This window comes from Mesorhizobium sp. M1143 (assembly GCF_040318435.1).
In the GTDB taxonomy this organism is placed as follows: Bacteria; Pseudomonadota; Alphaproteobacteria; order Rhizobiales; family Rhizobiaceae; genus Mesorhizobium.
In genome coordinates, this window is record NZ_JAMYMJ010000012.1 from 1 (window position 1) to 24,647 (window position 24,647).

The following is a 24,647-nucleotide window of genomic DNA, read 5'->3' on the forward strand; positions in this document are numbered from 1 at the left end:
GTCGCTTCGGGCGTTCGTTGTTCGGAAAGCCAAGCAGTTGGCTTTCCGTCCGCTGCGCGGACCACTCCTCACCCCCCGCAAGGGGGCAGATCAGCAGTTTCCGTGTCGTCGACCAGCGTTCAACGTTCGCGATAGGCGAAAGCGGAGATGATAGCCCGATCTCCCCCCTTGCGGGGGAGATGCCCGGCAGGGCAGAGGGGGGTGTGACGGAGCGCAAACGCCGCCCTTTGGCCCGCCGCCTCAATCCGCCCACTTCACCTTGGTCAGGTCATTCGCCTGGATCGGCGCGTTTTCCCACAGGCCCTGCAGCTTGGCGTCCCAGACGCCGACCTTCGGCAGTTCATAGAGGAACCCCACCACGGCGTCGTCGGCCAGGATCTTCTGCGCTTCGCCGAGCAGCGTGTTGCGCTTGGCGTCGTCGGAGGTGAGGTTCAGCTCGGCGATGATCTTGTCGAAGGCCGGATTGTCGTAGTTGAAGTAATAATCCTTGCGCGAGTAGATATCGATGTCGTTGGGCTCCGTGTGAGCGACGATGGTCAGGTCGTAATCCTTCTTGGTGAACACCTGGTCCAGCCACTGCGCCCATTCGACCGGAATGATTTCCAGGTCGATGCCGACATCGCGCAGCTGCGAGGCGATGATCTCGCCGCCAAGCCGCGCATAGGAAGGCGGCGGCAGTTTCAGCGTCGCATTGATGCCGTTTTCGAAGCCGGCTTGCTTCAGCAGCTCCTTGGCCTTGTCGACATTGTGCGGGTACAGGCCGGTGAGGTCGACATAGGCCTTGCTGGCGGGCGACATGTGCGAGCCGATCGGCACGCCGAGGCCGGCCGAGGCGCCGTCGATGATCGCCTTGCGGTCGAGCGCGAAGGCAATTGCCTGCCGCACCTCGAGCTTGTCGAAAGGCGGCTTCTTGTTGTTGATCGCCAGAATGGTCTCGCCCTCAGTCGAGCCGATCACCACCTTGAAGCGCGGATCGTCCTTGACCTGCGCGACGCTGTCGGGATCGAAGAAAGGGAAAGCCTGGATGTCGCCGGAGAGCAGCGCCGGCACGGCGGCAGCGGCGTCGGGAACGATGCGGAACTCGGCCTTGTCGAGGAACACCGGGGCGCCCCAGTAAGTGTCCGATTTCACCAGCGTGATCGACGAGCCCTTGGCCCAGCTCTGGAATTTGAACGGGCCGGTGCCGATGGGCTTTTCCTTGTTGGTGTCGGCGCTCTCGGGCGCCACGATCACGGCGTCGCCCCAGCCCAGATTGTAAAGGAACGACCCTTGCGGGTTCTTCAGCGTCACCTTGACCGTTGTCGGATCGACGACTTCGACCGTATCGATGGCGGCGAACAGGGCCTTTTGCGCGTTTACGGAATTGTCGGCACGGGCGCGGTCGAGCGAGAACTTCACGTCGCCGGCGTCGAAATCGCTGCCGTCATGGAATTTGACGCCGGTGCGCAGCTTGAAGGTGTAGACCTTGCCGTCGTCGGAAATGGCCCAGCTCTCGGCAAGGTCGGGCAGCACTTCGCCATTCGGGCCGATGCGGGTCAGGCCCTCGAAGACGTTGGCGTAGAGCACTTCGTCGATCGCCGCGGCAGCACCGGCGGTCGGATCGAGATGTGGCGGCTCGAGCGTAATGCCGATCACCAGGTCGGTGCGTGCGGCAAATGCCTGACTGCCGGCCAGTGCCAGCACCGCGGCGGCAAGAATGGTTTTCCACAATTTCATCGTGCAACTCCCAAATGCTCGAACCCTGGTGCGATAGAAGCGTGATTTCGAGGTGGAGTAAATTGCGTTTCGTGCTCTGCAGCGGCGCGGGGAGGAATGTTTTTTCAGCGAAGTCGATGGTTCAGTCCGCGGCCGTGCCCCTGAGCAGCACATTCAGCCCGATCGCCATCACCTTGGCCGACTCCACCATATCAGAGATACCGACCCATTCGTCGGGCCGGTGGGCGAGGTCCAAAATGCCCGGGCCATAGGCGATGCAATCATAGATGTGGCCGATGCGGGCGATGTGCTTCTGGTCGTAAGTGCCTGGTGAAATGACATATTCCGGCTCGCGGTCGAAGATCGCCATGATGCCTTGCGCCACCGCCTTGACCACCGGCGCGTCGCGCTCGGTCATCAGCGGCAGCACCTCCATCAGGTCGCGAATCTCGTAGTCGAACTTTTTGCGCTCGCGCTTCAGCCGGTCGAGGATATCGGTCACCTCGCTCTTGACCGTGGCAAGGTCCTCCTCGAGCAGGAAGCGGCGGTCGATGGTCAGCCGGCAGGCGTCGGGCACGTTGGGTGAGGGCAGGCCGGGGCGGAAATCCTCGGTCTGGCCGCCATGGATCGAGTTGATGTTCATGGTCGAGCGCTTTGCGCCTTCGGGCACGACAGGCATGCGCGTCACCTTGCGGTCGAGCGCCGGAAACAGTTTGTCCTCGAAGGCCTGCAGCACGGCGCCCATATGGCGCACCGCATTGTCGCCGAGGAACGGCATCGAGCCATGCGCGATCTCGCCCTTGGTCTCGATCTCCGCCCACCAGACGCCGCGATGGCCAAGACAGATGCGGTCCTTGTTCAGCGGCTCGGGGATGATGACGTGGTCGACCTTGGGTTTCGAGAAATAGCCAAGCTTCGCCAGATGCGCGACGCCGCCGAAGCCGCCGGACTCCTCATCGACCGTGCCCGAAATTTCGATGGCGCCGGGAAAGTCGGGGAAAACCTCCATGAAGGCTTCCGCCGCGATGATCGAGGCGGCCATGCCCCCTTTCATGTCGCAGGCGCCGCGGCCGTAGACCTTGCCGTCCTTCACCACGCCTGCAAAGGGATCGACGCTCCAGCCTTCGCCGGCTTCGACCACATCGATGTGCGAGTTGAAATGGACACAGGCCCCAGGCGAGCGGCCGTCGAAGCGGTTGACGACATTGACGCGGGGATAGCGGTCGGTGTCGCCGGGCGTGCCTTCGGCGCGGATGAATTCGGTTTCGAAGCCAAGCCTGGCTAGGCGCGCACCGATATATTCGGCGCAGGGGCGATAGGCTTCGCCAGGCGGGTTGATGGTCGGGAAGCGGATCAGGTCGGCGGTCAGTGCGACCAAGTCATCAACACGGGCGTCTATCGCTTTGAAGAGTCGTTCGTTCATTCCCGGATTTGAGCAGGCAAGGGGGTGGTTTTGCAAGCATCGCGCCACTGGCGCCGAAACTTCGTGTCGCAGCGGCAACTATGGCGGGAAAATCGTTCAAATTCGCTGCTTTAGATTGGCGAATTTATCAAGGAGTGTGTGTTAGATCACTCACCTGTCGTTAAAAAGATGAAAAACCGCGTGATGACAGGGCAGGCAAGGGGCATCAAAGGGGTTTGATCTCATGACCAAAATCGTTCTCATGGCAGCTGCTTTTGCTGCGATGCTGTTCGGCACGTCCATCGAAAGCAGGGCTGCCTCGCTGGTGGCCAGCATCGACGTCTCGTCGCAGACCATGACCGTCAGCCAATACGGCCAGGTGCTTTATCGCTGGAGCGTGTCGACCGCGCGCAGCGGCTATTTCACGCCGCGTGGCACCTATCGGCCACAGCGGACGGCGCGGATGTGGTATTCGAAAAAATACCACATGTCGCCAATGCCTTACTCGGTGTTCTTCCATGGCGGCTACGCCATCCACGGCACCGGCGCGGTCAGGCAGCTAGGGCGTCCGGCATCGCATGGCTGCGTGCGGCTGCACACCGCCAATGCCGCGATGTTCTATGCGATGGTGCGCGAAGTCGGCTTCGGCAATACGCGGATCGTTGTTACGAACTGAGGCTATGGACGACTTAAGATTGACGCTGCCGCTGGCCGGTGGCGTTGGCCTGTCCGCGCCGGCGCCGACGCCGGCCCGAGATTTCCCACCTTTTGTGGAACCACATCCACTGTCCCGGATCCTCGCGCACCCAGCGCTCGACCACGTCGGCGAGCAGTTGGGTGGTGGCCGCGACATCGACGCTGCCGCTTTCATTGCGCGGCAAGGTCAGCTTGTCCTCGATCTCGAGGCGGAAGCGGTTGCCTGGCAGCCGCACACATCGCGCCGGATAGACGTCGCAATCATAGTGACGGGCGAGCATGCCCAGAACCGGATTGCTCTGGCACGGTCGACCGAAGAAGATCGTCTCCAGCCCGCTGGAGAATTTCTGGTCGACCAAAACGCCGATATTGCCGCCTTTCTCCAGAATCGACGCCAGCGCGAAGGAGGCGCCGGTCGAAGACGGCAGCAAGGCGCCCATGCTCGAACGCCGCGTCGAATGGATATAATCGGCGAGGTAAGGATTGTTCGGGGGACGAAACAGCGCCGTGATCTTCATGCCGAACGTCGCGGCTGCCACGGGCAGCAGCTCGAAATTGCCGAGATGGCCGGTGAACAGGATATGCGGTTTGTCCTCGCCAGCTATCTGATGGAAATGATCGGCGCCACCGACTTCGACGCGGCCGGGCGTCGCTGCGTTCGGATCATAGTCGAAGAGGGCGTCAAGAAAGATGTATTCGGCGGCGAGCCGGGCCATGTTGCCCCACATGTCGGAGGCGATGGCCTCGATCTCGACATCGCTCTTTTCGGGATAGGCAAGGCGCAGATTGTTGATGGCGACACGGTGGCGCCCGACCCACGGACCGATGCGCCGTGCCGCCCGGTCGGCGAAATTGAGCGCCCTGTCCGCGGGCAAGAGGCGCAGCAGCGAGATGATCGTCATCGCCACGCGCGCCACCAGCCAGTGCTCCATCTGGCGCAGTCTTCGGCCATAGCGGAACATGAAGTCCCGGCGGGCTTTCTTGAACACCTTGCCGACCATAGTCCTAAGAAACGCGCAGGATGATCTTGCCGAACACGTCGCGGCCTTCCATGCGCTTCAACGCGGCGTCGATGCCGTCGAAGCCGACTTCGGTGTCGATGACAGGTGCGACCTGTCCCGCCGCCATCTTCTGCATGGCGTTGGCCATGTTCTCCATGCGGCAGCCGAAGGACCCAAGCAGCTTCAGCTGCTGCTGGAACAGCTGCATCAGATTGATCTGCGTCGACACGCCGGAGGTCGAGCCGCAGGTGACCAGGCGGCCGCCGCGCTTGAGGCACAGCATCGAGGCGGCAAAGGTGTCGGCGCCGACATGTTCGAAGACGACGTCGACGCCCTTCTTCCTGGTGAGCTTGCGCACGACGCCTTCGAAACGATCGTCGCGGTAGTTGATGACATGGTCGGCGCCGAGCGCCTTGGCCTTGTCGATCTTGTCGTTGGAACCGACCGTGGTGATGATGGTGCAACCCATGCGCTTGGCCAGCTGGATCGCCGCCGAGCCGATGCCGGAGCCGCCGGCATGGATGAGGATGGTTTCGCCGGGCTGCAGCTTGGCATTGTCGAACAGCATGTGCTCGACGGTGCCGAAGGTGACGGGGGCGACAGCCGCGCCGACATCGGTCACGCCGGGAGGAGCAGGGACCAGCAGGCGCGCCGGCAGGTTGATCTTCTCCTGGGCAAAGCCGTCGAGATGGAAGCCGTGGACGCCCGAGACATTTTCGCAGAGATTGTCACGGCCTTCGCGGCAGGCGCGGCAAAGGCCGCAGGTGCGCGCGCCGTAGATCGACACCAATTGTCCGGGCAGCAGGCTGGAGACGCCGGGGCCGACAGCCTCGACCTCGCCGGAGGCTTCGGCGCCGACGACCAGCGGCAGCTTGCGCTTGGCGAAGGCCATGCCGCGCCAGCCCCAGACGTCGATATGGTTCAGCGCCACCGCCTTGATGCGCAGCGTGACTTCGCCCAATGGGGGGGGCGGCGGGGGCGGCAGGTCCACCGTTTCAAGACGGCGGTCCTCGATAAGTTGCAGTGCGCGCATGGGGCCTGTCAGTTCAGTCTGGCTGAAAAAGGTCGCTTAGACCGGTTCCCGCGCCATGACAAGGCAAGTGTTCTGGCCGCCGAAGCCGAACGAGTTCGACAGAACGCTACGAACCTCGGCATTGCGCTTCTTGTTGGGCACCACGTCGAGCACGATTGCCGGGTCGGGATTGTCGTAGTTGATGGTCGGCGGAATGACGCTTTCGCGCATGGTCATCAGCGAAAACGCCGCTTCGACGGCGCCGGCCGCCGACAGCGTGTGGCCGATCATCGACTTGTTGGACGAGACCGGCATCGAGCCGATGCGATCGCCGAACACGGTCGACAGCGACAGATGCTCCATCTTGTCGTTTTCCGGCGTCGAGGTGCCGTGAGCGTTGACGTAGTCGATCTCGTCCTTGCTCAGGCCGGCATCGGCAAGAGCGGCGCGCACTGCTGCGATCGCCGGGGAACCGTCGGGCTTGGAACGGGTGCGGTGGAAATCGTCGGCCTTTTCACCGCAGCCGCGCAGGATGCCGAGAACGCTCGCGCCCCGTGCAAGGGCCGCCTCAAGCGATTCCAGCACCAGAGCGCCGGAGCCTTCGGCCAGCACAAAGCCGTCGCGGTCCTTGGAGAAGGGTTTTGACGCCTTTTCCGGGATGTCGTTGTGGGTCGACAGCGCCGAGAGCAGCGAAAAGCGGATCAGCGCCTCGGCAGTTGCCGAACCGTCGGCGCCGATCGACAGCGCCCGGTCGCATTCGCCGCGGCGGATCGCCTCGACCCCGAGCTGGATGGCGGTGGCGCCCGAAGCGCAGGCCGTCGACAGCGTGATCGGCAGGCCGCGCGTGCCAAAGCGGTCGGCCAGCCGGTCGGCGATCGCGCCGAACTGCGTGCTTGCGAACGTATCTGTTTCCTTCAGCCCGCGCGCCACCCTGAGCAGCCTTTCGGCGCCGGCGCCTTTGCCGTCGGAATTGTAAAGCGCGAAGCGGTCGTGCCAGTCGAGTTCGACCGGCGGCGAGGCGAGGAAGAGCGGGCCACCGAAATCAGAGGAATCGAGGCCGGATTCGGCCACCGCCTCATTCGCGGCGCTTTCGGCCAGTTCGTAGGTCAGCAGGCTGGCGCCTTTCGAGCTTGAGTCGAGGAAATCGACCATGCCGGAGATGCGAGTGTTGAGGTGGTCGACGGGAAAGCGGGTGATCGGGTGGATGCCCGATTTGCCGGAGGTCAGTGCCGCCCAGTTATCGGCCTTGCCGATGCCGAGCGACGTTACCACGCCGATGCCGGTGACGGCGACGATCGGCCTGCCCATGTGATCTCTGAGATTGGCCATCCGGAACCTCTTAACTTTGCAGCATGATCGCGCAGCGCTGCTTCAAGCAGCGTTGACCAGCGCCATGCCCTCGAATTGGTGATAGCCGATCGCCGTTGCGAGCACGGTTTCGGGAATGCCTTCGAACGGCTTCTCGGCCGCGGCGTCGAAAACGGGGTAGGCGGCCTTGCGGTCGACGGCCAGGGCGGCGAGGGCGACCGCGAATGGAAACTGCGCTTCCTTCATATGCCCGGTCAGCGTGGCGAAGCCGCGCGCCGATATCGCCGGATTGGCATCCAGCGCTGACTTTTCGGCTGACGTTGCGGTATGCGCCCCGGAGGCGCCCGACAGGGCCAGCAACTTGCCGTTCGGGAGAGCCGCCTGTTTGAGCAATGCCGCGATCTCCGCGTCAAGCTCGCCGCGCGAGCGCCGGGCGCGGCCTGAGACGACCGGTCCGAGCTCGGCATAGATTTTCCGCCCACGGCTTTGCGCGTGTTCGCGCTGCTCCAGCACCAGGAAGGCGCCACCGGAGCCGGAGACCAGGCCGCCGCCCTCGGCGCCCTGTCTCTGCCAGACCGGCTTCCATGGGCCGCGATGCAGATAGCCGGCCAATTCATAGCCGAGCAGCATGTCGGAATGTTCGGTCTGGAAGGCGCCACCTACCAGTATGTGGGTCGACTGTCCGGAGCGGATGCGCGCCGCGGCGGTCTCGACGGCGGCGACGCCGGCACCTTCCTCGCCCATGAAGGTCCTCGACGATCCCGTCACCTTGTGGACGATGGAGATGTTGCCGGCGAGCAGATTGGAGAGCTGGGCCAGGAAAAGCGTCGGCCGCAATTCGGTGGTCAGCTTCTCGTTGAGCAGCACGTCGCGGTCGTTGCGGCTCTCGGACGCGGCGAGGATGGCGGCATCGACCGCCTCGTCTCGCTCGCCGCCGCCGGCAGCGACAACCATGTCCATGGTCGTGCAGAGCTCGTCATTGCCCTTGATGCCGGCGTCGTCCAGCGCCATGCCGGCCGCATAGGTGCCGAGCCGCTGCCATGTTTCCATCTGCCGCTGGTCGCCGCGCTTGGCGATCTGCAGGTTCCAGTCGATCTCCGGCAGGGGATGCACGGTGTAGGGCGCAAAGCGCGCGGCTTCGAGCACCGGCTGCAAGCCGGGCTGCGCCAGCTTCTGCCAGTGGGTATCCGGACCCTCTCCCAGCGAGGAGACAAGGCCGATACCGGTGATGACGACGTCGCGACGGCTGCTCATGAGCGGCTTTGTGGGTCAGGCGGCGCAGCCCGTCAAGGCCGCGCGCCAGCCGATATCAGGCGGTCTTGGCGGCGACCAGCGCGTCGATCTTGGCGCACAGGTTCTTCATGACGAAGTAATCGTCGGTCGAAGCCTTGCCGTCATTGACTTCCTGGGTCCACTTTTCCAGCGGCACCTTGATGCCGAATTCCTTGTCAATGGCAAAGACGATATCGAGGAAATCGAGACTGTCGATGCCGAGATCGTCGATCGTGTGGCTCTCGGGAGTGATGGTGTCGATATCGATCTCGCTGGTGTCGGCAATGATCTTGGCGACTTTGTCGAACGTGGTGGACAAGGGCTCTTCCTTCGGTTGCGGGCGGAATCTGTCCGCATCTGGTTTGGGCGCTGTCTAATCGGTTTTTCCCGGCAGGAAAAGGCCTGATGCGCGGGGCGCAGGTGGGATGGCCCTCCCGTGAAGACAAGAAGGGCCGCCCGACAAGCCGGTGGCCCTTCCAGTTGACGTTACGTCAGCTTAGTTTTCACGGAGCTTGACCACTGGCTCTCTCAGAACGTGACGCGGCCGAGCACGCGCAAGCCATCGCCCTGCGGCTCGACCACCACCGCTTCGCCCTCGCGCGGCGAGACGCCGGTCAGCGCGACGATGTTTTCGAGATGCGTGACCATGACCAGATTGTCGGAACCGGTGTAGGCGCGGATTTCCTTCATCACCGCGTCGAGCTGCGCGGCCTTCTCGGTCGGATCGCTCCTCAGGAGGTCTAGCGGCGCAAAGAGCTTCGGCTCCGCTTCGAAGGCGATGCGGGCAGTGTCGAGGCAGCGGCAATAGCGGCTGGACAGCACCCGCTCGATGGGGGCGGCGCGGGCGCCGAACAGCGCGCCGATCTTGCTCGCCTGCTGCTTGCCGCGCGCCGATAGGTTGACCTGGGTGGCGCAGTTGTCGATGTCGAAATTGGCGGGGTCGGTGGTGCCGGTGACCAGTGCGTGGCGAAGCAGCACGACATGGCCGCCGTCACGCAGCAGCGCCCAGCCGGCGTCGGTCGCGTGGGCGACGGCGGGAACAGCAAGCAGGAACAGCGACAGCACAAATCGAATCATCGAAACCTTTCCGGGAGCCGGATGCCGCTCCGGTCATTCTGATATAGGGATCGGAAAGCCGGCACAAAGACAAGCGAAAGGCGAACCCTCGGTTCGCTTCACATTTTCGCCATTTGCTTCTTCGCCAGCTCGATCTTCTGATCGGTGAGCGGGATAGGGATCGTGTAGCCGGCTTCGGTGAAGCCCTGCTTGGCGTTCTCGAAGAATTCGATTGCCTTGAGATATTCCGGCTTGCCCGCGCCATAGCTGGCGCGGTTCCAGTGGACGTCGCCGATATTGTTCTGCTCGAAGGCCCACTGCAGCGGCTGACTTTCGCGCGTAAACACCTTCAGCGCCGCCGTGAACGCCGCTTCGGCGTCGTTGAGATATTTGTCGGTCCGCTGGAGATTGCCGAGATTGAGCAGGCTCATACCGATGCCATTTTGAGCGTTGGCCCAGTCGACCGGCGCGGCCTCGATGGTGAGTATTTCGAGCGCTGCCCGCCGCGCCGCAATCGAATCCTGCAGCGTCTTGGCATCGCCATTGCTCATGCTCAACCAGTGCAGCGTCGAGCCCAGGTCGGCCTGGGCCATTGCCCATTGCCGCGGGTTGGTCTCGCGCTTGTACTCGCGCAACGCATTGCCGTAGGCGTCGACCGCCTCGCTGTAATGCTCGGGCTTGTCGGTGACGCCGCCGAGAAGCTGCAGCGTGTTGCCGAGATTGTAGTAGCTCATCGCCCAGTCCTGCGGGAACTTCCGCCTGACATAGACCTGCCGTGCCGCCTGGAAGGCTGCCGCCGACTGTTCCAGCTTGGCCGCATCACGCGTGCGCTGGCCCAGCGTCTGATAGATCGAGCCGAGATTGTTCTGGGCTGACGCCCAGTCCATCGGGAAGCGCTTGCGGGTAAACACCGTCAGAGCGTCGTCATAGGCAGCAGCAGCTTCTTCGAGCGTAGCCGTGCCCATATCGAAGCGGGCGATACCGCTCAGCGCATTGCCCAGGTTGAGGCGGCTGGTCGCCCAGGACACCGGGAAAGTTTCGCGGGTTCGCACTTCCAGCGCGGCGCGAAACGCGTCGGCCGCCTCGTTGATCTTCGCCTTGTCGTTGAGCTGGATGCCAAGCGTTACAAGCGTGTTGCCGAGATTGTTCTCGACCATCGCCCATTCCACGGGTGCTTTCTCGCGTGTGTATTCCTCAAGCGCCAGCCGGTAGGCTGCTTCCGCCTGGGTGAGATGCTCGCCGGCAGGCTCACGCTCGGAGAGTGCATAGAGCGCGAGGCCTAGATTGTTCTGCGAACCGGCCCAGTCCAACGGCAGCTTGTCGCGCGGACGCTTCTCAAGGGTGGCGCGCGTCGCCGCCACCGCTTCATTGAGACGCTTCGGGTCGCTCTCGCGTTCGCCGATCTTCAGAAGCACGTTGGCCAGGTTGTTCTGCGCCGCGGCCCAGTTGCGGTCGTCCTTCTCGCGCTCGAACACCACCAGCGAATCGCGGAAAATCACCGCCGCTTCTTCGAGATGCGCAGTCTCGGTTTCGCGCTCTCCAATGGTCTGCAGCACCACCGCCATGTTGTTGCGGGTGATTGCCCAGTCGCGATTCTGTTCGCCGTTGGGGATGAAGTTCAAGATGGTGCGATAGGCCTCGATGGAGTGCTGCAGCACATCGAGGTCGCCGGTGGCGTAGCCATGAGCGTTCAACGCCTCGGCCTCCTGGTTCTTGTAGTTCCAGCGCAGCTTTTCGTCCCACTTCTCGACCAGCGAATACGCCTTGGCATAGTCGTTGGCGGCGGATTTGTAGTCGAAGACCAGCGCGGCGGCGTCGGCGCGTTTGGCATAGATGGCGGCGTCGGCGATGCGCTTTTGCCGTAGCAGGTCCTCGGCCTCGTCGACCGCACCGCTGTTTTCCTCGATCCGGCCGACCGCGTCGTCGAGGAATTTGCGCGCCGTCACCATGGCGCCCTGGCCTATGGCCTTGTCGGCGGATGCGACCAGGCGACTGATCTCGGGATCGTCGGTGCGTAATGCGGCGCGCTCGGCCATCATCTTCTTCAGACGCTCAGCCTGGCTGTCCAGCACCTTCTGCAGGTCGTTGGGATCCTCAGGGATCTTTTCCGTGCCGAGCGCCTTGAGCACGCCGTAGAGCGCGTCAAGGGGCACGCCGTCCTGGAGAGAAGCCAACTCCACCTGAGCCCGTTTGGGATCGGGCAGGTCGGAAATGGTCAGCAGCAATTGCCGCCGCTCACCGGTGATCAGCCCGTCGTCGTCGGTCGGTTCCGGCGGCGCGACGCCGAAATAGAGCAGGCGACGCAGGCTCTCGCTGACCCAAGGTCGCTGCTTTGCCTTGGTGTCGAGATAGACCTCCTCGGTGACCATGCGCATGACCGAGCCGAATTCCGTGCCTTTCATCGCGGTGAGGTGGCGCAGCAGGGCGGCGGCGTAAGGGCTGTTTTCGCCGGCGGCGCCATCAAGTGCGGGTCGGCCCGGCTCGGCGGCGAAGCCGACCACGGTTCCCAGGCTGGCATCATCCAATGAGGCATCGGCGAGGGCTTTTGCGCCGCGCACCGGTTCCAGCCCGCCGGCGCCGACAGGCTCGGCGGAAGCCGTCGGCCCGCGTCGCACGACCGCGTCCGGCGGAAACGGGTTGGTGCGGCAGGCGTCAAGCAGCACGATCGTCACCGGCACGGTCTTTTTCAGCTCGTCCATGACGGCTGAAATCGGCACCAGCGCCTCACCAGCATTTTTCAACGACGAGACGTCGGCATCGACCGGCACCAGATAATTCTCGCCGCCCGCCTCGATGCCGTGGCCGGAATAATAGATGAAGGCGACGTCGGCGCCTTCGGCGTCCTCGACAAACCGATCGATATCGCGCTTCAGCTTGGCGGCATCGCGATCGGTGACGTTGCGGGCGTCGAAGCCGAGGTCGGTCAGCATCTTGGACATGTCGCGGGCGTCGTTGGCCGGGTTGGCAAGGGCTGCGATGTGCTCGTATTTCGACTGGCCGATGATCAGCGCCACGCCCTTGAGGCTCTTGGTCTCCGCAACCGCAAGCACCGTCGCGGCAAGGCAAAACAGCCCGGCGACGAAAGCCGTCAGCCACGCCTGTCTGAAATGACGCTGTTTCGGCGTCGCAACCATTCGCTGTGTGTCCGCCCTGATGATCCCAAGCCTGTATAGCGCTGCCACCCGACCATGATCAAATTCAGGCGCCGAGCGGATCGAGGATCAGTTTCTGAAGATCATGGCGATTGCGCTGGAATCCGGGCTCGCCTATCCCTGAAAAATGTCTCCGCTCACCGAAACCGTTCTTTTCGTCTTCAGCCTCGTCGCGCTCGGCTATGTCACCGGGCTCACCGGCTATCTGAAACCGGCCAGCGGGGACGGCATCTCCGAATTCGCCATCAACGTCGCGATGCCGCTGCTGCTGTTTCGGACGATGGTGAATTCGGATTTCCACGGCGTGGCGCCCTGGTCGCTGTGGGGTGCTTATTTCGCGGCGGTTGCAATGACATGGGCCGCCGGCCATCTGGTGACGACACGGATCTTTGGGCGGGACGCGCGCACCGGCATCGTCGGTGGAGTGTCGTCATCCTTCTCGAATGTGGTGTTGCTGGGCATTCCCTTCGTTCTCGGCGTATTCGGGTCCAGCGGATTCGAAGTGCTGTCGCTGCTCGTTTCCGTGCATCTGCCGACCATGATGATGGCTTCGATCATCATGTTCGAGATATTTGGCCGCGGCGGCAGCGAGCCCGTACACCCGCTGCGCATCATCCAGAGCTTTCTGAGAAGACTGTTCACCAATCCGTTGATCATCGGCATCCTGGCCGGGCTGGCATGGCGCCTCACCGGCGCGCCGCTGCCGAACCTTGCCATGCGACTGGCCGATGCGCTGGCTAACACCGCCGGGCCGGTGGCGCTGTTCGCCATGGGGCTCAGCCTGCGCCGTTTCGGCATTTCCGGTAACATCCGACCGGCGCTGGCGCTGTCGACGCTGAAACTGTTCCTGATGCCGGCGCTGGTGCTCGGCCTGGTCTGGCTGTTTGGCCTGCCGCCCTTGACGGCCAAAGTGGCGGTCGTGGTGGCGGCGCTGCCGTCCGGCATCAATTCCTATCTCATCGCCGTGCAGTTCAACACCGGCCAGGCGCTGGCGTCGAACCCGGTGACCATCGCCACGGCAAGCGCGGTTGTTACAACCGCCTTTTGGCTGACGGTGGTGGTGCATGTCTTTGGGTAGGCTTGGTCTTCTGTAAGGCTGGTCTTTGGCAAGGCTGGTCTTTGGCAAGGCTGCGGCCCAAACTAATTTACATGTGAATTTTCTCTGGCGTTGGGCTGGCCCAAAGCCTATATGCCATCTTGCAATTGCTTGCCGGGCTTGCCTAGGTAAAGAGCAGTGGCTTCAGCGTGTCGGCTCCGCCGCCATTGTGCACGCTCGTTCAAGAGATCCAGGAAACCGGCCCGTCAGTGCGCCGAACGGAGGCTAGACCATGCTGCAGAAAACCAGCCATTTCATGCGCCAGGCCAATCTCATCAATGGCGAATGGGTGCAGGCCGACAGCGGCCAGACGGTCGACGTCAACAACCCGGCCACCGGTCTCAAGATCGGCACCGTGCCGAAGTCGGGCAAGGCGGAAACCCGCCGCGCCATCGAAGCCGCAAGCGAAGCCTTCAAGACCTGGCGCAAGACGACCGCGCTGGAGCGCTCGAAGCTGTTGCGCAAGCTGCATGACGCGATGATGGATAATCAGGATGTGCTGGCCGAACTGCTCACCATCGAGCAGGGCAAGTCGCTCGCCGAATCCAAGGGCGAGATCGGTTCGGCTGCCGCCTACATCATGTGGTTTGCCGAGGAAGGCCGCCGCACCTATGGCGATGTCGTGCCATCGCCATGGGGCGATCGCCGCATCCTGGTGACCAAGGAGCCGGTCGGCGTCATTGCCGCCATCACGCCGTGGAATTTCCCCTCCTCGATGCTTGCCCGCAAGCTTGGCCCCGCGCTTGCCGCCGGCTGCACCGCCGTGGTCAAGCCGGCCTCGCAGACGCCGTATTCCGGCCTTGCATGGGGCGCGCTCGCCGAGGAAGTCGGCTTCCCAAAGGGCGTCATCAACATCCTGACGGGTGCTGCCGGCGAAATCGGCGACGAGATCTGCGCCAATCCGCTGGTGTCGAAGATCACCTTCACCGGCTCGACCGAGATCGGCAAGCTGCTGATCCAGAAGTCGTCCGTCACCGTCAAGAAGGTCTCGATGGAACTCGGCGGCAATGCGCCGTTCCTGGTCTTCGACGATGCCGACCTCGATCGCGCCGTCGCCGGCGCCATCACCGCCAAATACCGCAATTCAGGCCAGACCTGCGTGTGCACCAACCGCTTCCTGGTGCAGGCCGGCATCTACGACAAGTTTGTCGAGAAGCTGGCCGCTGCCAGCAATGCGCTGAAAGTTGGCTCGGGCCTGGAAGAGGGCGTGCAGCAGGGACCGCTGATCGACGTGAAGGCGGTCGAGAAGGTCGAGGAATTCATCGCCGACGCCACGTCGAAGGGCGGCAAGGTCGTTGCCGGCGGCAAGCGCCACGCGCTTGGCGGCTCATTCTTCCAGCCGACCGTCATCGCCGACGCGAAGCCTGACATGCGCTTCATGAAGGAAGAGATTTTTGGCCCGATCGCCCCGGTGTTCAAGTTCGAGACCGAGGAGGAAGCCATTGCGCTTGCCAACGACACTGAGTTCGGCCTTGCCGCCTATTTCTACACCGGCGATCTCGGCCGCGCCTTCCGGGTCATGGAAGGCCTGAAATACGGCATGGTCGGCGTCAATGAAGGCCTGATCACCACGCCGGAAGCGCCGTTCGGCGGCGTCAAGGAATCGGGCCTCGGCAAGGAAGGCGGACATCAGGGCATCGAGGACTATCTCGACACCAAATATGTCTGCATCGGGGGTCTCGGCCTCTAAATCATTGACGGGCAGGGCAGGCCGCGCGCCTGCCCTTGCCAGACGACATTCAGCCGGCCTAAGTCGACAGATCGACGAATTAGCATTTGGACCTAGCGATGAAGGACGGCGAAGTCTTCGGCACGACGCAGGCAGGCGAACCCGTTCGCCGTTTCACCATCCGGGGCGGCGGCGTCAGCGCCAACATCATCGGGCTCGGCGCAATCATCCAGGATCTGCGGCTCGCCGGGCACGACGCGCCGCTGGTGCTGGGCTACGATCGCTTCGAGCCTTACGAGACTGACCGGGCCTTCTTCGGCGCGGTCGTCGGCCGCTATGCCAACCGCATCCGCGACGGCCGCTTCACCATTGCCGGCCAGCGCTACCAGACCGAGCGCAATTTCCTCGGCAAGCACACGCTGCATGGCGGCTCGGAGGGCTTCTTCCATCGGCCGTGGACGGTTTCGCTGCACGGCCGGGATTTTGTCACCCTGACCCTGCACGATCCCGAGGGCACGATGGGCTTTCCCGGCGCGCTCGACGTCACCTGCACCTACCGGCTGAAGATCCCCGGCACGCTCTCGATGGAACTGACCGCCACCTGCGAGGAGCCGACGCTGTGCAATCTGGCGCAGCATTCCTATTTCAATCTCGACGATGGCGGCGCCGGCGACATTCTCGACCACCGGCTGATGCTGAACGCCGGCGCCTATACGCCTGTCGATGGCGAGATGATCCCGACCGGCGTCGTCAAACCTGTCGACGGCACGCCCTTCGACTTCCGCCAGGCGCGGCCGCTGCGGATGGAAACGGAAGGCGAGCAGCTTCCCTACGACGTCAATTTCTGCCTGGCGTCAGCCCGGGGCCCGCTTCACCAGGTGGCGTGGGCGCAAGGCGCCAATTCCGGCGTCGAGATGGAAGTCTGGACCACCGAGCCGGGCCTGCAGCTTTACACCGGCCAGTATGTCGCGCCGACCTCGGGCGGCCTGGACGGACGGCGCTACAAGGCGTTTTCCGGCTTTTGCCTGGAAGCGCAGACCTGGCCCGACGCGCCGAACCGGCCCTATTTCCCGCAGGCCACGCTGTGGCCGGGCCAGATCTATCATCAGGTGACGGAATATCGTTTCAGGCTTCCCTAAGGTCTTAGACTAGCCCTCGAAAGCGGTTCTTAGAACCTCGAACGGCGCCAGCGCGCCTCGCACCTGCACGACAGCGGCGGCGACGCGATGCGCGCGCTGCACGGCATCCGCCGGGGCATGGCCGGCAAGCCGGGCGGCGAGATAGCCGCCATTGAAGGAATCGCCGGCGCCGGTGGTGTCGACCGGGGTGGCGACATGCTGGGCCGGAACCGGCTGCAGGGCTCCGCCAGTGGCGATCAGCGCGGGCTTCTCACCATTCTTGACGACGACTTCGCCGACGAGTTTTCCGAACCGTTCGGCGGTCGCTTGCGGTGCCGAGTCGCCAAACAGCATCTGCTCGTCGGGAAAGGTCGGCAGCGCGATGTCGGCGACGGCAAGCGCGTCGAGTATCGCGGCTTGCGCCTCCTCGCGGCTCTGCCACAGGCGCGGCCGGTAGTTGGGGTCGAAGGCGACGAGCGAACCGGCAGCCCGCGCCTTGGCCACTTCTGCCAGCAACGTCTTGCGCGCGGCGGCATCCAGAATTGCTAAAGTGATTCCGGAAAAATACACAAGCGCCTGGCTTTCAAGGCTTTTTGCCAAGGCGGCCGGGTCCGAGGCAAGCCGCCTGGCCGCCGCGTCGCTGCGCCAATAGGTGAAGGCGCGTTCGGCGCCGGTCAAGGTGATGGCGTAGAGGCCGGGCCGCGCGCCTGGGATGACCGGGCTGGCGCCGATGCCGATGCCGTTTTCGGCGAAGAACGAAATCTGGCCCTGCGAGAAGGGATCGTCGCCAAAGGCGGAGACATAGGTCGCCGGCCGCTCGCCGCTCAGCGCATGCAGCGCCCACAGCGTGTTGAACGTGTCGCCGGCAAAGCCCATGCGCCAGTTCGGCCCGGCCTGGCCCGACAGTTCGAGCATGCATTCACCGATCGAAGCGACGCCGTCTGCTGCCATGTATCTGTCTCCGGATCAGTTCGCTGCTGTAGCTTTTTGCGGCCGGCAGCGCCATGCTTGGCGGCGGCGGTTTTTTGCGCCAGAAGCGTTTTCCCACAGAAGCGGCGGGACGCGAATTGCTTCCCGAGACGTTACGCCCAGAAGAGGAACCGGTTTGGCATCGATATGGCGTTATCTTCTTGCGGGCGTTGGTCTGGCCGCCTTGCTGGCTGGCATATTGGCGATCGTCTATCTGACCGCGCCGCAGTCGGCGCCGAGCCCGGATATTTCGCGCTCGAAGAAGACGGCGAACGGCTTGTTTGTCGCCAGCATTCAGCCGGAACGCGGCGTTATCCGGCAAGGCGAACTGCAATCCTGGTTGCTGACCCTGAAGACGGTCAAGGGCGATTCCGTGGAAGGTGCGGCGATCTCGGTGTCCGGCGGCATGCCGCAGCACAATCACGGCTTGCCGACCAGTCCGCAGGCGACCGACTATCTTGGCGAGGGGCGCTACAGGATCGAGGGGCTGAAATTCACCATGAGCGGCGTGTGGCAGTTGCGCTTCGCCATTTCGGCGGCGGCCGGTTCCGACACGGTCGTCTTCAACGTGGTGCTGTGAGCGGATGAACGGCCTGTTGCGCATTCTGGCATTGGCGGCGGTCGTGCTCGTTTCCGGCTGCGGCAAACCGGATTTTTCCGATGCCGAGAAGAAGACCATCGCTTCGCTGGCGCTGAACACCTTGCCGGCGCTCAAACCCGACACCACCAACCGCTTCGCCGACGTGCCGGCCGCCGCCGCCCTGGGCTCCACTCTGTTCTTCGACCAGGGGATGAGCCGTGACGGGAACGTATCCTGCTCGACCTGCCACAAGATCGACCGGCAGTTCCAGGATGACCTGCCGCAATCCGTCGGCGTCGGCCGAACCAACAGGCGCTCGATGCCGCTGGCCGGCATTGCCCGCAATCCGTGGTTCTTCTGGGATGGGCGGCGCGACAGCCTGTGGGCGCAGGCGCTGACGCCGCTGGAAAATCCGCTCGAGCAGGCGGGAAACCGCGCCGCCTTCGCCCATTACATCCAGAAGCGCTTTGGTGCGCGCTACGAGCGCATCTTCGGGCCACTGCCGGATCTTTCCGCCGTGCCGGCCCACGCCAGCCCGCTTGGCAACGAGGCCGAGCAGGCGGCCTGGAAGGCGATGACCCCAACTCAGGCTGAGGGCGTCAACCGCGTCTTTTCCAATATCGGCAAGGCGATCGCCGCCTTCGAACGGTCGATCGAACCGGCACAGACGCGCTTTGACCGCTTTGCCATCGATCTTGCGTCAGGCGCCAAGCCGAAAGCCGACGATGCCTTTTCGCAGGAGGAGATGCTCGGGCTGAAACTGTTCATCGGCAAGGCCAATTGCGTCACCTGCCATAACGGCCCGCGCTTCACCGACAACGCTTTCCACAACACCGGCGTGCGGCCGGTCAGGGATTTGCCATTGGATCGCGGCCGTTTCGATGCGGTGGCCCAGGTTCAGGCCGACCCATTCAACTGCTTCGGCGCCTTCCGCGATGGCGACGCCGGCGCCTGCGGAGAACTGCGCTTCATCGTCAAGGCAGCACCCGAACTGATGCGTGCCTACAAGACGCCGTCGCTGCGGGGCGCGGCGACACGGCCGCCCTATATGCATGCCGGACAGTTCTCCACGCTGGAGGAGGTGGTGGCGCACTACGCGAAGGCGGAGGCGGCCGTTGAAGGCACCTCCGAAGTGCACCCGTTGCAACTGTCGGACCGCGAACGCGCGGCGCTGGTGGCGTTTTTGAAGACGCTGTCGGAGTGAGCTAGCGATCCTTCACCGTCTCCATGGCCACGAAGGTCGAGGTCTGCGCAACATGCGGCAGTGCCGAGATGCGCTCGCCGAGCACGCGGCGATAGGCGGCGATGTCGGTGGTACGGACTTTCAGGAGATAATCGAAGCTCGACGCCATCATGTGGCACTGCTCGATCTCCGGCACGGCCTGCACCGCACGGTTGAAAGCATCGAGCGCGGCCGAGCGCGTGTCCGACAGTTTGACCTGGACGAAGGCGACATGGCCTTCGCCCATGCGCTCGCGATCGATGATCGCCTGATAGCCCCTGATATAGCCGTCCTTCTCCAGGCGCTTCACCCGCGCCTGCACCGGCGTCTTCGACAGGCCGACCTTGCCGGCCAGTTCCGACATGGACAGCCGCCCGTCGCGCGCCAGCGCCGACAGGATGTTTCTGTCGATGCGGTCCAATTGGTCTTCTGTCACGGATATCACAGCCCATCTGACAACAATTGAGCCGCAATGATAGATCATCCGGCCTGCCATGTCGATTTGTTTGGACCGGCCGAAAATGCGGCTCTGTGCTAGCTTGCGCCATTCGGTCCGGCGACCGCCGGCCCGCTCCCAGATGCTTGCTCCGCAGGACCGCCATGCCGCTCGACACCATCCGCCAGCAGATCCGCGCCAACTACCTGCCCGACGAAGACGCGGCTGTGAAGCGCCTGGCTGCGGCGACAGAACTTTCGGCCGATGACCGCAAAGCCGTCTCGGCCCGTGCCGCGGATCTGGTGCGCGCGGTGCGCGGCTCGTCCGACCCGCGGCTGATGGAGGTTTTTCTCTCGGCCTACGGTCTCTCCACCAAGGAAGGCGTGGCGCTGATGTGCCTGGCCGAGGCACTGCTGCGCGTGCCTGACACCGAGACCATGGACGACCTGATCGCCGACAAGATCGCACCGCATGACTGGTCGGCGCATTCGGGCGGTTCGAGCTCGATCTTCGTCAATGCCTCGACCTGGGCGCTGATGCTGACCGGCCGTGTGCTCGATGAGGGCGAGGGCGGCATTGAAGGCACGCTGCGCTCGATGGTTCGCCGGCTGGGCGAACCGGTGATCCGCAAGGCGGTCGCCGCCGCCATGCGCGAAATGGGCGAGCAGTTCGTGCTTGGCCGCAATATTGCGGAAGCCGTCAAGCGCGGCAAGTCGATGATCCAGAAAGGTTATCTCTATTCCTTCGACATGCTGGGCGAGGCGGCCCGCACCGAGGCCGATGCGCTGCGCTACCATAAGGCCTATGCCGATGCGATCTCCTCGCTCGATTCAGGCTCCAACGGTCCCGATATCCGCCAGAACCACGGCATCTCGGTCAAACTGTCGGCGCTGCATCCGCGCTACGAAGAGGCACAGAAGGAAAAGATGCTGCCGGTGATGGCCGAGCGGCTGCTGTCGCTGGCGCTGGCCGCACGCCATTCGCGCATGGGCCTCAACATCGACGCCGAGGAGGCCGACCGGCTCGACCTGTCGCTCGATGTGATCGAGCGTGTGTTGTCCGAGTCGGAGCTTGCCGGCTGGAATGGCTTTGGCGTCGTCGTCCAGGCCTACGGCCCGCGCGCGGCCTTCACCATCGACTGGCTCTATGCGCTGGCGGAAAAGTACGACCGCAACATCATGGTGCGGCTGGTCAAGGGCGCCTATTGGGACACCGAGATCAAGCGGGCACAGACGCTGGGGCTTTCCGGCTACCCCGTCTTCACCCGCAAGGCCAACACCGATGTTTCCTATATGGCCTGCGCTAGGAAGCTGCTTGGCATGACCGACCGTATCTATCCGCAATTCGCCACGCACAATGCCCATACCGTCGCCGCCATCCTGTCGATGGCTGACAACCGTGACGCTTTCGAATTCCAGCGCCTGCACGGCATGGGCGAAGCGCTGCATGAGACGGTGCGCCGGGCCGAAGGCACGCGCTGCCGCATCTATGCGCCGGTCGGCGCGCACTCCGACCTCTTGGCCTATCTGGTTCGCCGCCTGCTGGAGAATGGCGCCAACTCCTCCTTCGTCCATCAGCTCACCGACGAGGACGTCGAGCCGGAGGATATTGCGCGCGATCCGCTCGAGACGGTCGAGAGCCAGGGCCCCGCCGCCAATCCGGCAATCGCTCGTCCTGCGACGATCTTCGGCGCTGGTCGGCGCAACTCGAAGGGGTTCGACATCACCGATCCGGTGACGCTGGCGGCGATCGACAAGGCCAAGGCGGCCTTTGCCGGGCCCGAGCGCTGGCATGCCAAGCCGATGACGCGCGCCGCCGGCTACGGCAAGCAGCGCCCGGTGGTCAATCCGGCAAAGCCTGCCGAGATCGTCGGCACGGTCGCCGAAGCCGCTGCCAAGCAGGTCGCGACCGCGGTGCGCTTTGCTGTGGAAGCGCAGCCGGCCTGGGCGAAGCGTCCCGTCGCCGAGCGCGCCGCCATCCTCAACCGCGCCGCCGACCTCTATGAGGCCAATGCGGTCGAGTTTTTCGCGCTGGCTACAAGGGAAGCCGGCAAGTCGCTGGCCGACGGCGTGGCTGAAGTGCGCGAAGCCGTCGACTTCCTGCGTTACTACGCTGCCGAAGCGGCCAACAACGAAGCGGGCACCGAGGCGCGCGGCGCGATCGTGTGCATTTCGCCGTGGAATTTCCCGCTCGCCATCTTCACCGGCCAGATCGCGGCAGCGCTCGTCACCGGCAATTCGGTCATCGCCAAGCCAGCCGAACAGACGCCGCTGATCGCCTTCCGCGCCGTCGAGCTGCTGCGCGAGGCCGGCGTGCCGGAAGATGTGATCCAGCTTCTGCCGGGCGACGGCCCGTCGGTCGGCGGACCGCTGACCGCGGATCCGCGCATTGCCGGCGTCTGCTTCACCGGCTCGACCGAGGTTGCAAAGCTGATCGAGAAGCAACTGGCCGAGACAGCTGCGCCCGACGCCATGCTGATCGCCGAGACCGGCGGTCTCAATGCCATGATTGTCGATTCCACAGCACTGCCCGAACAGGCGGTGCGCGACATCCTGGCGTCCGCCTTCCAGAGTGCGGGCCAGCGCTGCTCGGCGCTGCGCGTGCTTTACGTGCAGAAGGATGTCGAGAAGAAGATGCTGGAGATGCTGAAGGGCGCCATGGAAGCGCTCACCATCGGCGATCCCTGGCAGATTTCGACCGATGTTGGGCCGGTCATCGATGACGAGGCGCAGAACTCGATCCGCGAGTATTGCACCAAAATGGGGCTGCAGGGCCGGCTGATCGCCAAGCTCGAAGCACCCAAAGATGGCCGCTTCGTTGCGCCGCATGTGTTCCGGGTCAAAGGCATCGAGGAGATGGAGCGCGAAGTGTTCGGTCCGGTGCTGCATGTCGCCAGCTTCGACGCCGACGGGATCGACGCCGTCATCGCCGCCATCAACCGCAAAGGCTATGGCCTGACCTTCGGCCTGCACACCCGCATCGAAGGCCGCGTCCAGCATTTCGTCGACGGCATCCATGCCGGCAACATCTATGTCAACCGCAACCAGATCGGCGCCGTCGTCGGCTCGCAGCCCTTTGGCGGCGAGGGGCTTTCGGGCACCGGGCCGAAGGCCGGCGGGCCGCATTATCTCCGGCGGTTCCGCAAGGGGCCGGAGGCGGGCACGGAGATTGCCGAGGGCCACAAGGTGACGGCGACCGAACTGGCCGACAATCTGCCCGATCCGACGCTTGGCGGCTGGTCGACGCGGCCGGACCGCATCGCCATCTTGAGAAAGCATCTGCGCGGCAAGGGCGCTGCAGCGATCGGCGCTGCAGCCGCCATCGATTTCGGCCAGGTCGACCTGCCCGGACCGACCGGCGAGGCCAACACGCTGTCGCTGTCGCCGCGTGGCCGGGTGCTGTGCCTCGGTCCGGACGCCGACACGCTGCTTGCCCAGACGATCCAGGCGCTGGCCGCCGGCAATGCGGTGCTGGCCGTGGCGCCGAGCGCGCCGGCGGCACTGTCGGCGCTGACCGGCAAGGGGTTGCCGCTGGCGGCCATAGACGGTCGGCCAGACCCAGTCGAAGCGCGTTCGCTGCGCGTCCATGTCGTCGCCTTCTCGGGCAGGCCCGAGGCGGCGCGGATCGTGCGCAAGGTCATTGCCGACCGCAGCGGGCCGATCGTGCCGCTGGTCAGCGAGGTGCTCAACCCGGCGGCCTATGCGCATGAACGCGCTGTCTGCGTCGACACCACGGCTGCCGGCGGCAATGCCAGCCTGCTCGCGGCGGCCTAGGGGGCTTTTCGCGGCTCGCTTGCCTGCGTCGGGTTGCAAGGGTATGCGCAAGGGACAGAGAGCAACTCGAGCGGGGCAGCCGAACAGATGGAAGACACGTCCCGACCGTTTGAGCTGCCGCGCGTGGCGGTGGTCATCACTTGCTTCAACTATCGGCCGTACGTCGAACAGGCGATCCGCTCGGTGCTTGCGCAGACCTACCGGAATTGGGAATGCGTCATCGTCGACGATGCCTCGACGGACGGCTCGGCCGACCATGTCCGACAGCTTCTAAGGGATATAGACGATCCGCGCCTGCGCCTGTTGGCGCGCACGGAGAATGGCGGCCAGACCGCGGGATTCCGCGACGGCTTTGCCGCAACCGACGCGCCCTTCGTCGCGTTTCTCGACGCCGATGACGTGTGGCTGCCGGATTTTCTCCTCGCGCATCTGTCCGCCCATCTCAACACGACGCATTCGGCCGCTCTCTCGAGTTCCGATGTGTTCCTTGTCGATGGCGACGGCACGTTGCTGGGCGGCACCTTCCTTGCCTTGCGCAAACCGCGCTCCGGAGCGGATCGCAGTGGCGTCGCCATAGCGCCCGGTGGCCGGCTTGCCGGCATGGCGCCCGGGATCGCCTACGCATCGGAGCATCCGGTAACCTATTTCGCACCTGCGGTGACGGGCTGGCTGTGGTCGCAATGCTCGGCGATCATGTACCGGCGTGGCGCGCTGGAACCGGTATTGTCCTTCCCGTTCAAGGCCAAGGTCGGGACGGATTATCTGACGGCGACACTCGCGCACCAGGCCGGCGGCAGCCTCATCCTGTCAGAAGGTCTCGGGCTCTATCGCCTGCATGGCTCCAACCTGTCCACCGGAACTGCCTTTGCCGGCGGCAATGTGCGGCAAACGCCTGCATACAGGAGCTACAGGAGCGTGTTGGCGGCGGATGCCGCAGACTATTTGCTGGCGAATTCTGCCTGGCTCAGCGATCTCAACGGGCGCAATTTCATAGCTGCATTCCTGACGCAGCATGTGCGCCAATTCCCGGAGCTGGCCGGTGATCCGCGGTTGGCGCGCTACCTGACACGCGGACAGCCCTGGCGGCGGCTGCGCCTGCACATTGCCCAGTGGCTTCAGCGACTGGGCGGCCGGAATTCAACCGGAACATGACGGCATCTGCCCGTCGTCAGATCTCGTCGACGGGTGAA

The 24,647-nt window shown here is 64.1% G+C and carries 19 protein-coding genes; 8 read left to right on the plus strand and 11 right to left on the minus strand.

The window, feature by feature from the left end; all coding sequences use genetic code 11:
* Positions 1–240: 240 nt before the first annotated feature.
* Entirely contained in the window at positions 241–1,716 is a 1,476-nt protein-coding gene (locus NKH35_RS11595; RefSeq protein WP_023733740.1) for an ABC transporter substrate-binding protein, read from the minus strand.
* A 121-nt stretch (positions 1,717–1,837) separates the two neighbouring features.
* On the minus strand, positions 1,838–3,118 hold the full coding sequence (locus tag NKH35_RS11600; RefSeq protein WP_023733739.1) for an acetylornithine deacetylase/succinyl-diaminopimelate desuccinylase family protein: 1,281 nt from the start codon (positions 3,116–3,118) through the stop codon (positions 1,838–1,840).
* Positions 3,119–3,341: 223 nt separating this feature from the next.
* Here NKH35_RS11600 and NKH35_RS11605 point away from each other — a divergent pair, with 223 nt between their 5' ends.
* Positions 3,342–3,773 (plus strand): L,D-transpeptidase, encoded by a 432-nt coding sequence (locus NKH35_RS11605; RefSeq protein WP_023681747.1) that lies wholly within the window; start codon positions 3,342–3,344, stop codon positions 3,771–3,773.
* Between the two features lie 13 nt (positions 3,774–3,786).
* Here NKH35_RS11605 and NKH35_RS11610 read toward each other — a convergent pair whose 3' ends face one another.
* The 7 genes from NKH35_RS11610 to NKH35_RS11640 all read right to left on the minus strand — a co-directional run bounded on the left by NKH35_RS11610 (position 3,787) and on the right by NKH35_RS11640 (position 12,576).
* Entirely contained in the window at positions 3,787–4,794 is a 1,008-nt protein-coding gene (locus NKH35_RS11610) for a lipid A biosynthesis lauroyl acyltransferase (protein WP_031242599.1), read from the minus strand.
* Between the two features lie 4 nt (positions 4,795–4,798).
* On the minus strand, positions 4,799–5,827 hold the full coding sequence (locus NKH35_RS11615; protein ID WP_352914585.1) for a zinc-binding dehydrogenase: 1,029 nt from the start codon (positions 5,825–5,827) through the stop codon (positions 4,799–4,801).
* A gap of 36 nt (positions 5,828–5,863) precedes the next feature.
* Positions 5,864–7,135, minus strand: coding sequence for a beta-ketoacyl-ACP synthase (locus tag NKH35_RS11620; protein WP_023733736.1), 1,272 nt, complete (start codon positions 7,133–7,135; stop codon positions 5,864–5,866).
* A gap of 42 nt (positions 7,136–7,177) precedes the next feature.
* Positions 7,178–8,368 carry a beta-ketoacyl-ACP synthase gene (locus NKH35_RS11625; protein ID WP_023823058.1) on the minus strand — a complete coding sequence of 397 codons (1,191 nt, stop codon included), beginning with the start codon at positions 8,366–8,368 and terminating at the stop codon, positions 7,178–7,180.
* 55 nt (positions 8,369–8,423) lie between these two features.
* Positions 8,424–8,705, minus strand: coding sequence for an acyl carrier protein (locus NKH35_RS11630; RefSeq protein ID WP_010909964.1), 282 nt, complete (start codon positions 8,703–8,705; stop codon positions 8,424–8,426).
* A gap of 209 nt (positions 8,706–8,914) precedes the next feature.
* Complete coding sequence (locus NKH35_RS11635) at positions 8,915–9,463, minus strand: histidine phosphatase family protein (protein ID WP_023733734.1); 549 nt, start codon at positions 9,461–9,463, stop codon at positions 8,915–8,917.
* 98 nt (positions 9,464–9,561) lie between these two features.
* Entirely contained in the window at positions 9,562–12,576 is a 3,015-nt protein-coding gene (locus tag NKH35_RS11640) for a caspase family protein (RefSeq protein WP_023733733.1), read from the minus strand.
* A 145-nt stretch (positions 12,577–12,721) separates the two neighbouring features.
* Here NKH35_RS11640 and NKH35_RS11645 point away from each other — a divergent pair, with 145 nt between their 5' ends.
* The 3 genes from NKH35_RS11645 (at position 12,722) to NKH35_RS11655 (ending at position 16,498) form a co-directional block, all read left to right on the plus strand.
* Positions 12,722–13,672, plus strand: coding sequence for an AEC family transporter (locus tag NKH35_RS11645; protein ID WP_352914589.1), 951 nt, complete (start codon positions 12,722–12,724; stop codon positions 13,670–13,672).
* Positions 13,673–13,922: 250 nt separating this feature from the next.
* The gene (locus NKH35_RS11650) at positions 13,923–15,380 is read left to right on the plus strand and encodes an NAD-dependent succinate-semialdehyde dehydrogenase (RefSeq protein WP_023670445.1); all 1,458 of its coding nucleotides are present in this window, start codon (positions 13,923–13,925) and stop codon (positions 15,378–15,380) included.
* A gap of 98 nt (positions 15,381–15,478) precedes the next feature.
* Complete coding sequence (locus NKH35_RS11655) at positions 15,479–16,498, plus strand: aldose epimerase family protein (protein WP_023733732.1); 1,020 nt, start codon at positions 15,479–15,481, stop codon at positions 16,496–16,498.
* A gap of 9 nt (positions 16,499–16,507) precedes the next feature.
* On the opposite strand, the gene NKH35_RS11660 is transcribed toward NKH35_RS11655, so the two are convergent.
* Positions 16,508–17,428 (minus strand): sugar kinase, encoded by a 921-nt coding sequence (locus tag NKH35_RS11660; RefSeq protein WP_023691048.1) that lies wholly within the window; start codon positions 17,426–17,428, stop codon positions 16,508–16,510.
* A 154-nt stretch (positions 17,429–17,582) separates the two neighbouring features.
* On the opposite strand from NKH35_RS11660, the gene NKH35_RS11665 reads away from it, so the two are divergent.
* On the plus strand, positions 17,583–18,026 hold the full coding sequence (locus tag NKH35_RS11665; protein ID WP_023691049.1) for a FixH family protein: 444 nt from the start codon (positions 17,583–17,585) through the stop codon (positions 18,024–18,026).
* A gap of 4 nt (positions 18,027–18,030) precedes the next feature.
* Positions 18,031–19,230 (plus strand): cytochrome-c peroxidase, encoded by a 1,200-nt coding sequence (locus tag NKH35_RS11670; protein ID WP_352914595.1) that lies wholly within the window; start codon positions 18,031–18,033, stop codon positions 19,228–19,230.
* A 1-nt stretch (position 19,231) separates the two neighbouring features.
* Here NKH35_RS11670 and NKH35_RS11675 read toward each other — a convergent pair whose 3' ends face one another.
* On the minus strand, positions 19,232–19,684 hold the full coding sequence (locus NKH35_RS11675) for an Lrp/AsnC family transcriptional regulator (protein ID WP_023681737.1): 453 nt from the start codon (positions 19,682–19,684) through the stop codon (positions 19,232–19,234).
* 164 nt (positions 19,685–19,848) lie between these two features.
* Here NKH35_RS11675 and putA point away from each other — a divergent pair, with 164 nt between their 5' ends.
* Positions 19,849–23,457 (plus strand): bifunctional proline dehydrogenase/L-glutamate gamma-semialdehyde dehydrogenase PutA, encoded by a 3,609-nt coding sequence (gene putA / locus NKH35_RS11680; protein ID WP_352914598.1) that lies wholly within the window; start codon positions 19,849–19,851, stop codon positions 23,455–23,457.
* An 87-nt stretch (positions 23,458–23,544) separates the two neighbouring features.
* Positions 23,545–24,609 carry a glycosyltransferase gene (locus NKH35_RS11685; RefSeq protein WP_023673855.1) on the plus strand — a complete coding sequence of 355 codons (1,065 nt, stop codon included), beginning with the start codon at positions 23,545–23,547 and terminating at the stop codon, positions 24,607–24,609.
* The last annotated feature ends 38 nt before the right edge of the window (positions 24,610–24,647 follow it).

Excerpts from the sequence above, each read along its gene's own strand:
- NKH35_RS11595 (WP_023733740.1), bottom strand. The coding sequence starts at position 1,716 with ATGAAATTGTGGAAAACCATTCTTGCCGCCGCGGTGCTGGCACTGGCC.
- NKH35_RS11600 (WP_023733739.1), bottom strand. The coding sequence starts at position 3,118 with ATGAACGAACGACTCTTCAAAGCGATAGACGCCCGTGTTGATGACTTG.
- NKH35_RS11605 (WP_023681747.1), top strand. The coding sequence starts at position 3,342 with ATGACCAAAATCGTTCTCATGGCAGCTGCTTTTGCTGCGATGCTGTTC.
- NKH35_RS11610 (WP_031242599.1), bottom strand. The coding sequence starts at position 4,794 with ATGGTCGGCAAGGTGTTCAAGAAAGCCCGCCGGGACTTCATGTTCCGC.
- NKH35_RS11615 (WP_352914585.1), bottom strand. The coding sequence starts at position 5,827 with ATGCGCGCACTGCAACTTATCGAGGACCGCCGTCTTGAAACGGTGGAC.
- NKH35_RS11620 (WP_023733736.1), bottom strand. The coding sequence starts at position 7,135 with ATGGCCAATCTCAGAGATCACATGGGCAGGCCGATCGTCGCCGTCACC.
- NKH35_RS11625 (WP_023823058.1), bottom strand. The coding sequence starts at position 8,368 with ATGAGCAGCCGTCGCGACGTCGTCATCACCGGTATCGGCCTTGTCTCC.
- NKH35_RS11635 (WP_023733734.1), bottom strand. The coding sequence starts at position 9,463 with ATGATTCGATTTGTGCTGTCGCTGTTCCTGCTTGCTGTTCCCGCCGTC.
- NKH35_RS11640 (WP_023733733.1), bottom strand. The coding sequence starts at position 12,576 with ATGGTTGCGACGCCGAAACAGCGTCATTTCAGACAGGCGTGGCTGACG.
- NKH35_RS11645 (WP_352914589.1), top strand. The coding sequence starts at position 12,722 with ATGTCTCCGCTCACCGAAACCGTTCTTTTCGTCTTCAGCCTCGTCGCG.
- NKH35_RS11650 (WP_023670445.1), top strand. The coding sequence starts at position 13,923 with ATGCTGCAGAAAACCAGCCATTTCATGCGCCAGGCCAATCTCATCAAT.
- NKH35_RS11655 (WP_023733732.1), top strand. The coding sequence starts at position 15,479 with ATGAAGGACGGCGAAGTCTTCGGCACGACGCAGGCAGGCGAACCCGTT.
- NKH35_RS11660 (WP_023691048.1), bottom strand. The coding sequence starts at position 17,428 with ATGGCAGCAGACGGCGTCGCTTCGATCGGTGAATGCATGCTCGAACTG.
- NKH35_RS11670 (WP_352914595.1), top strand. The coding sequence starts at position 18,031 with ATGAACGGCCTGTTGCGCATTCTGGCATTGGCGGCGGTCGTGCTCGTT.
- putA (WP_352914598.1), top strand. The coding sequence starts at position 19,849 with ATGCCGCTCGACACCATCCGCCAGCAGATCCGCGCCAACTACCTGCCC.
- NKH35_RS11685 (WP_023673855.1), top strand. The coding sequence starts at position 23,545 with ATGGAAGACACGTCCCGACCGTTTGAGCTGCCGCGCGTGGCGGTGGTC.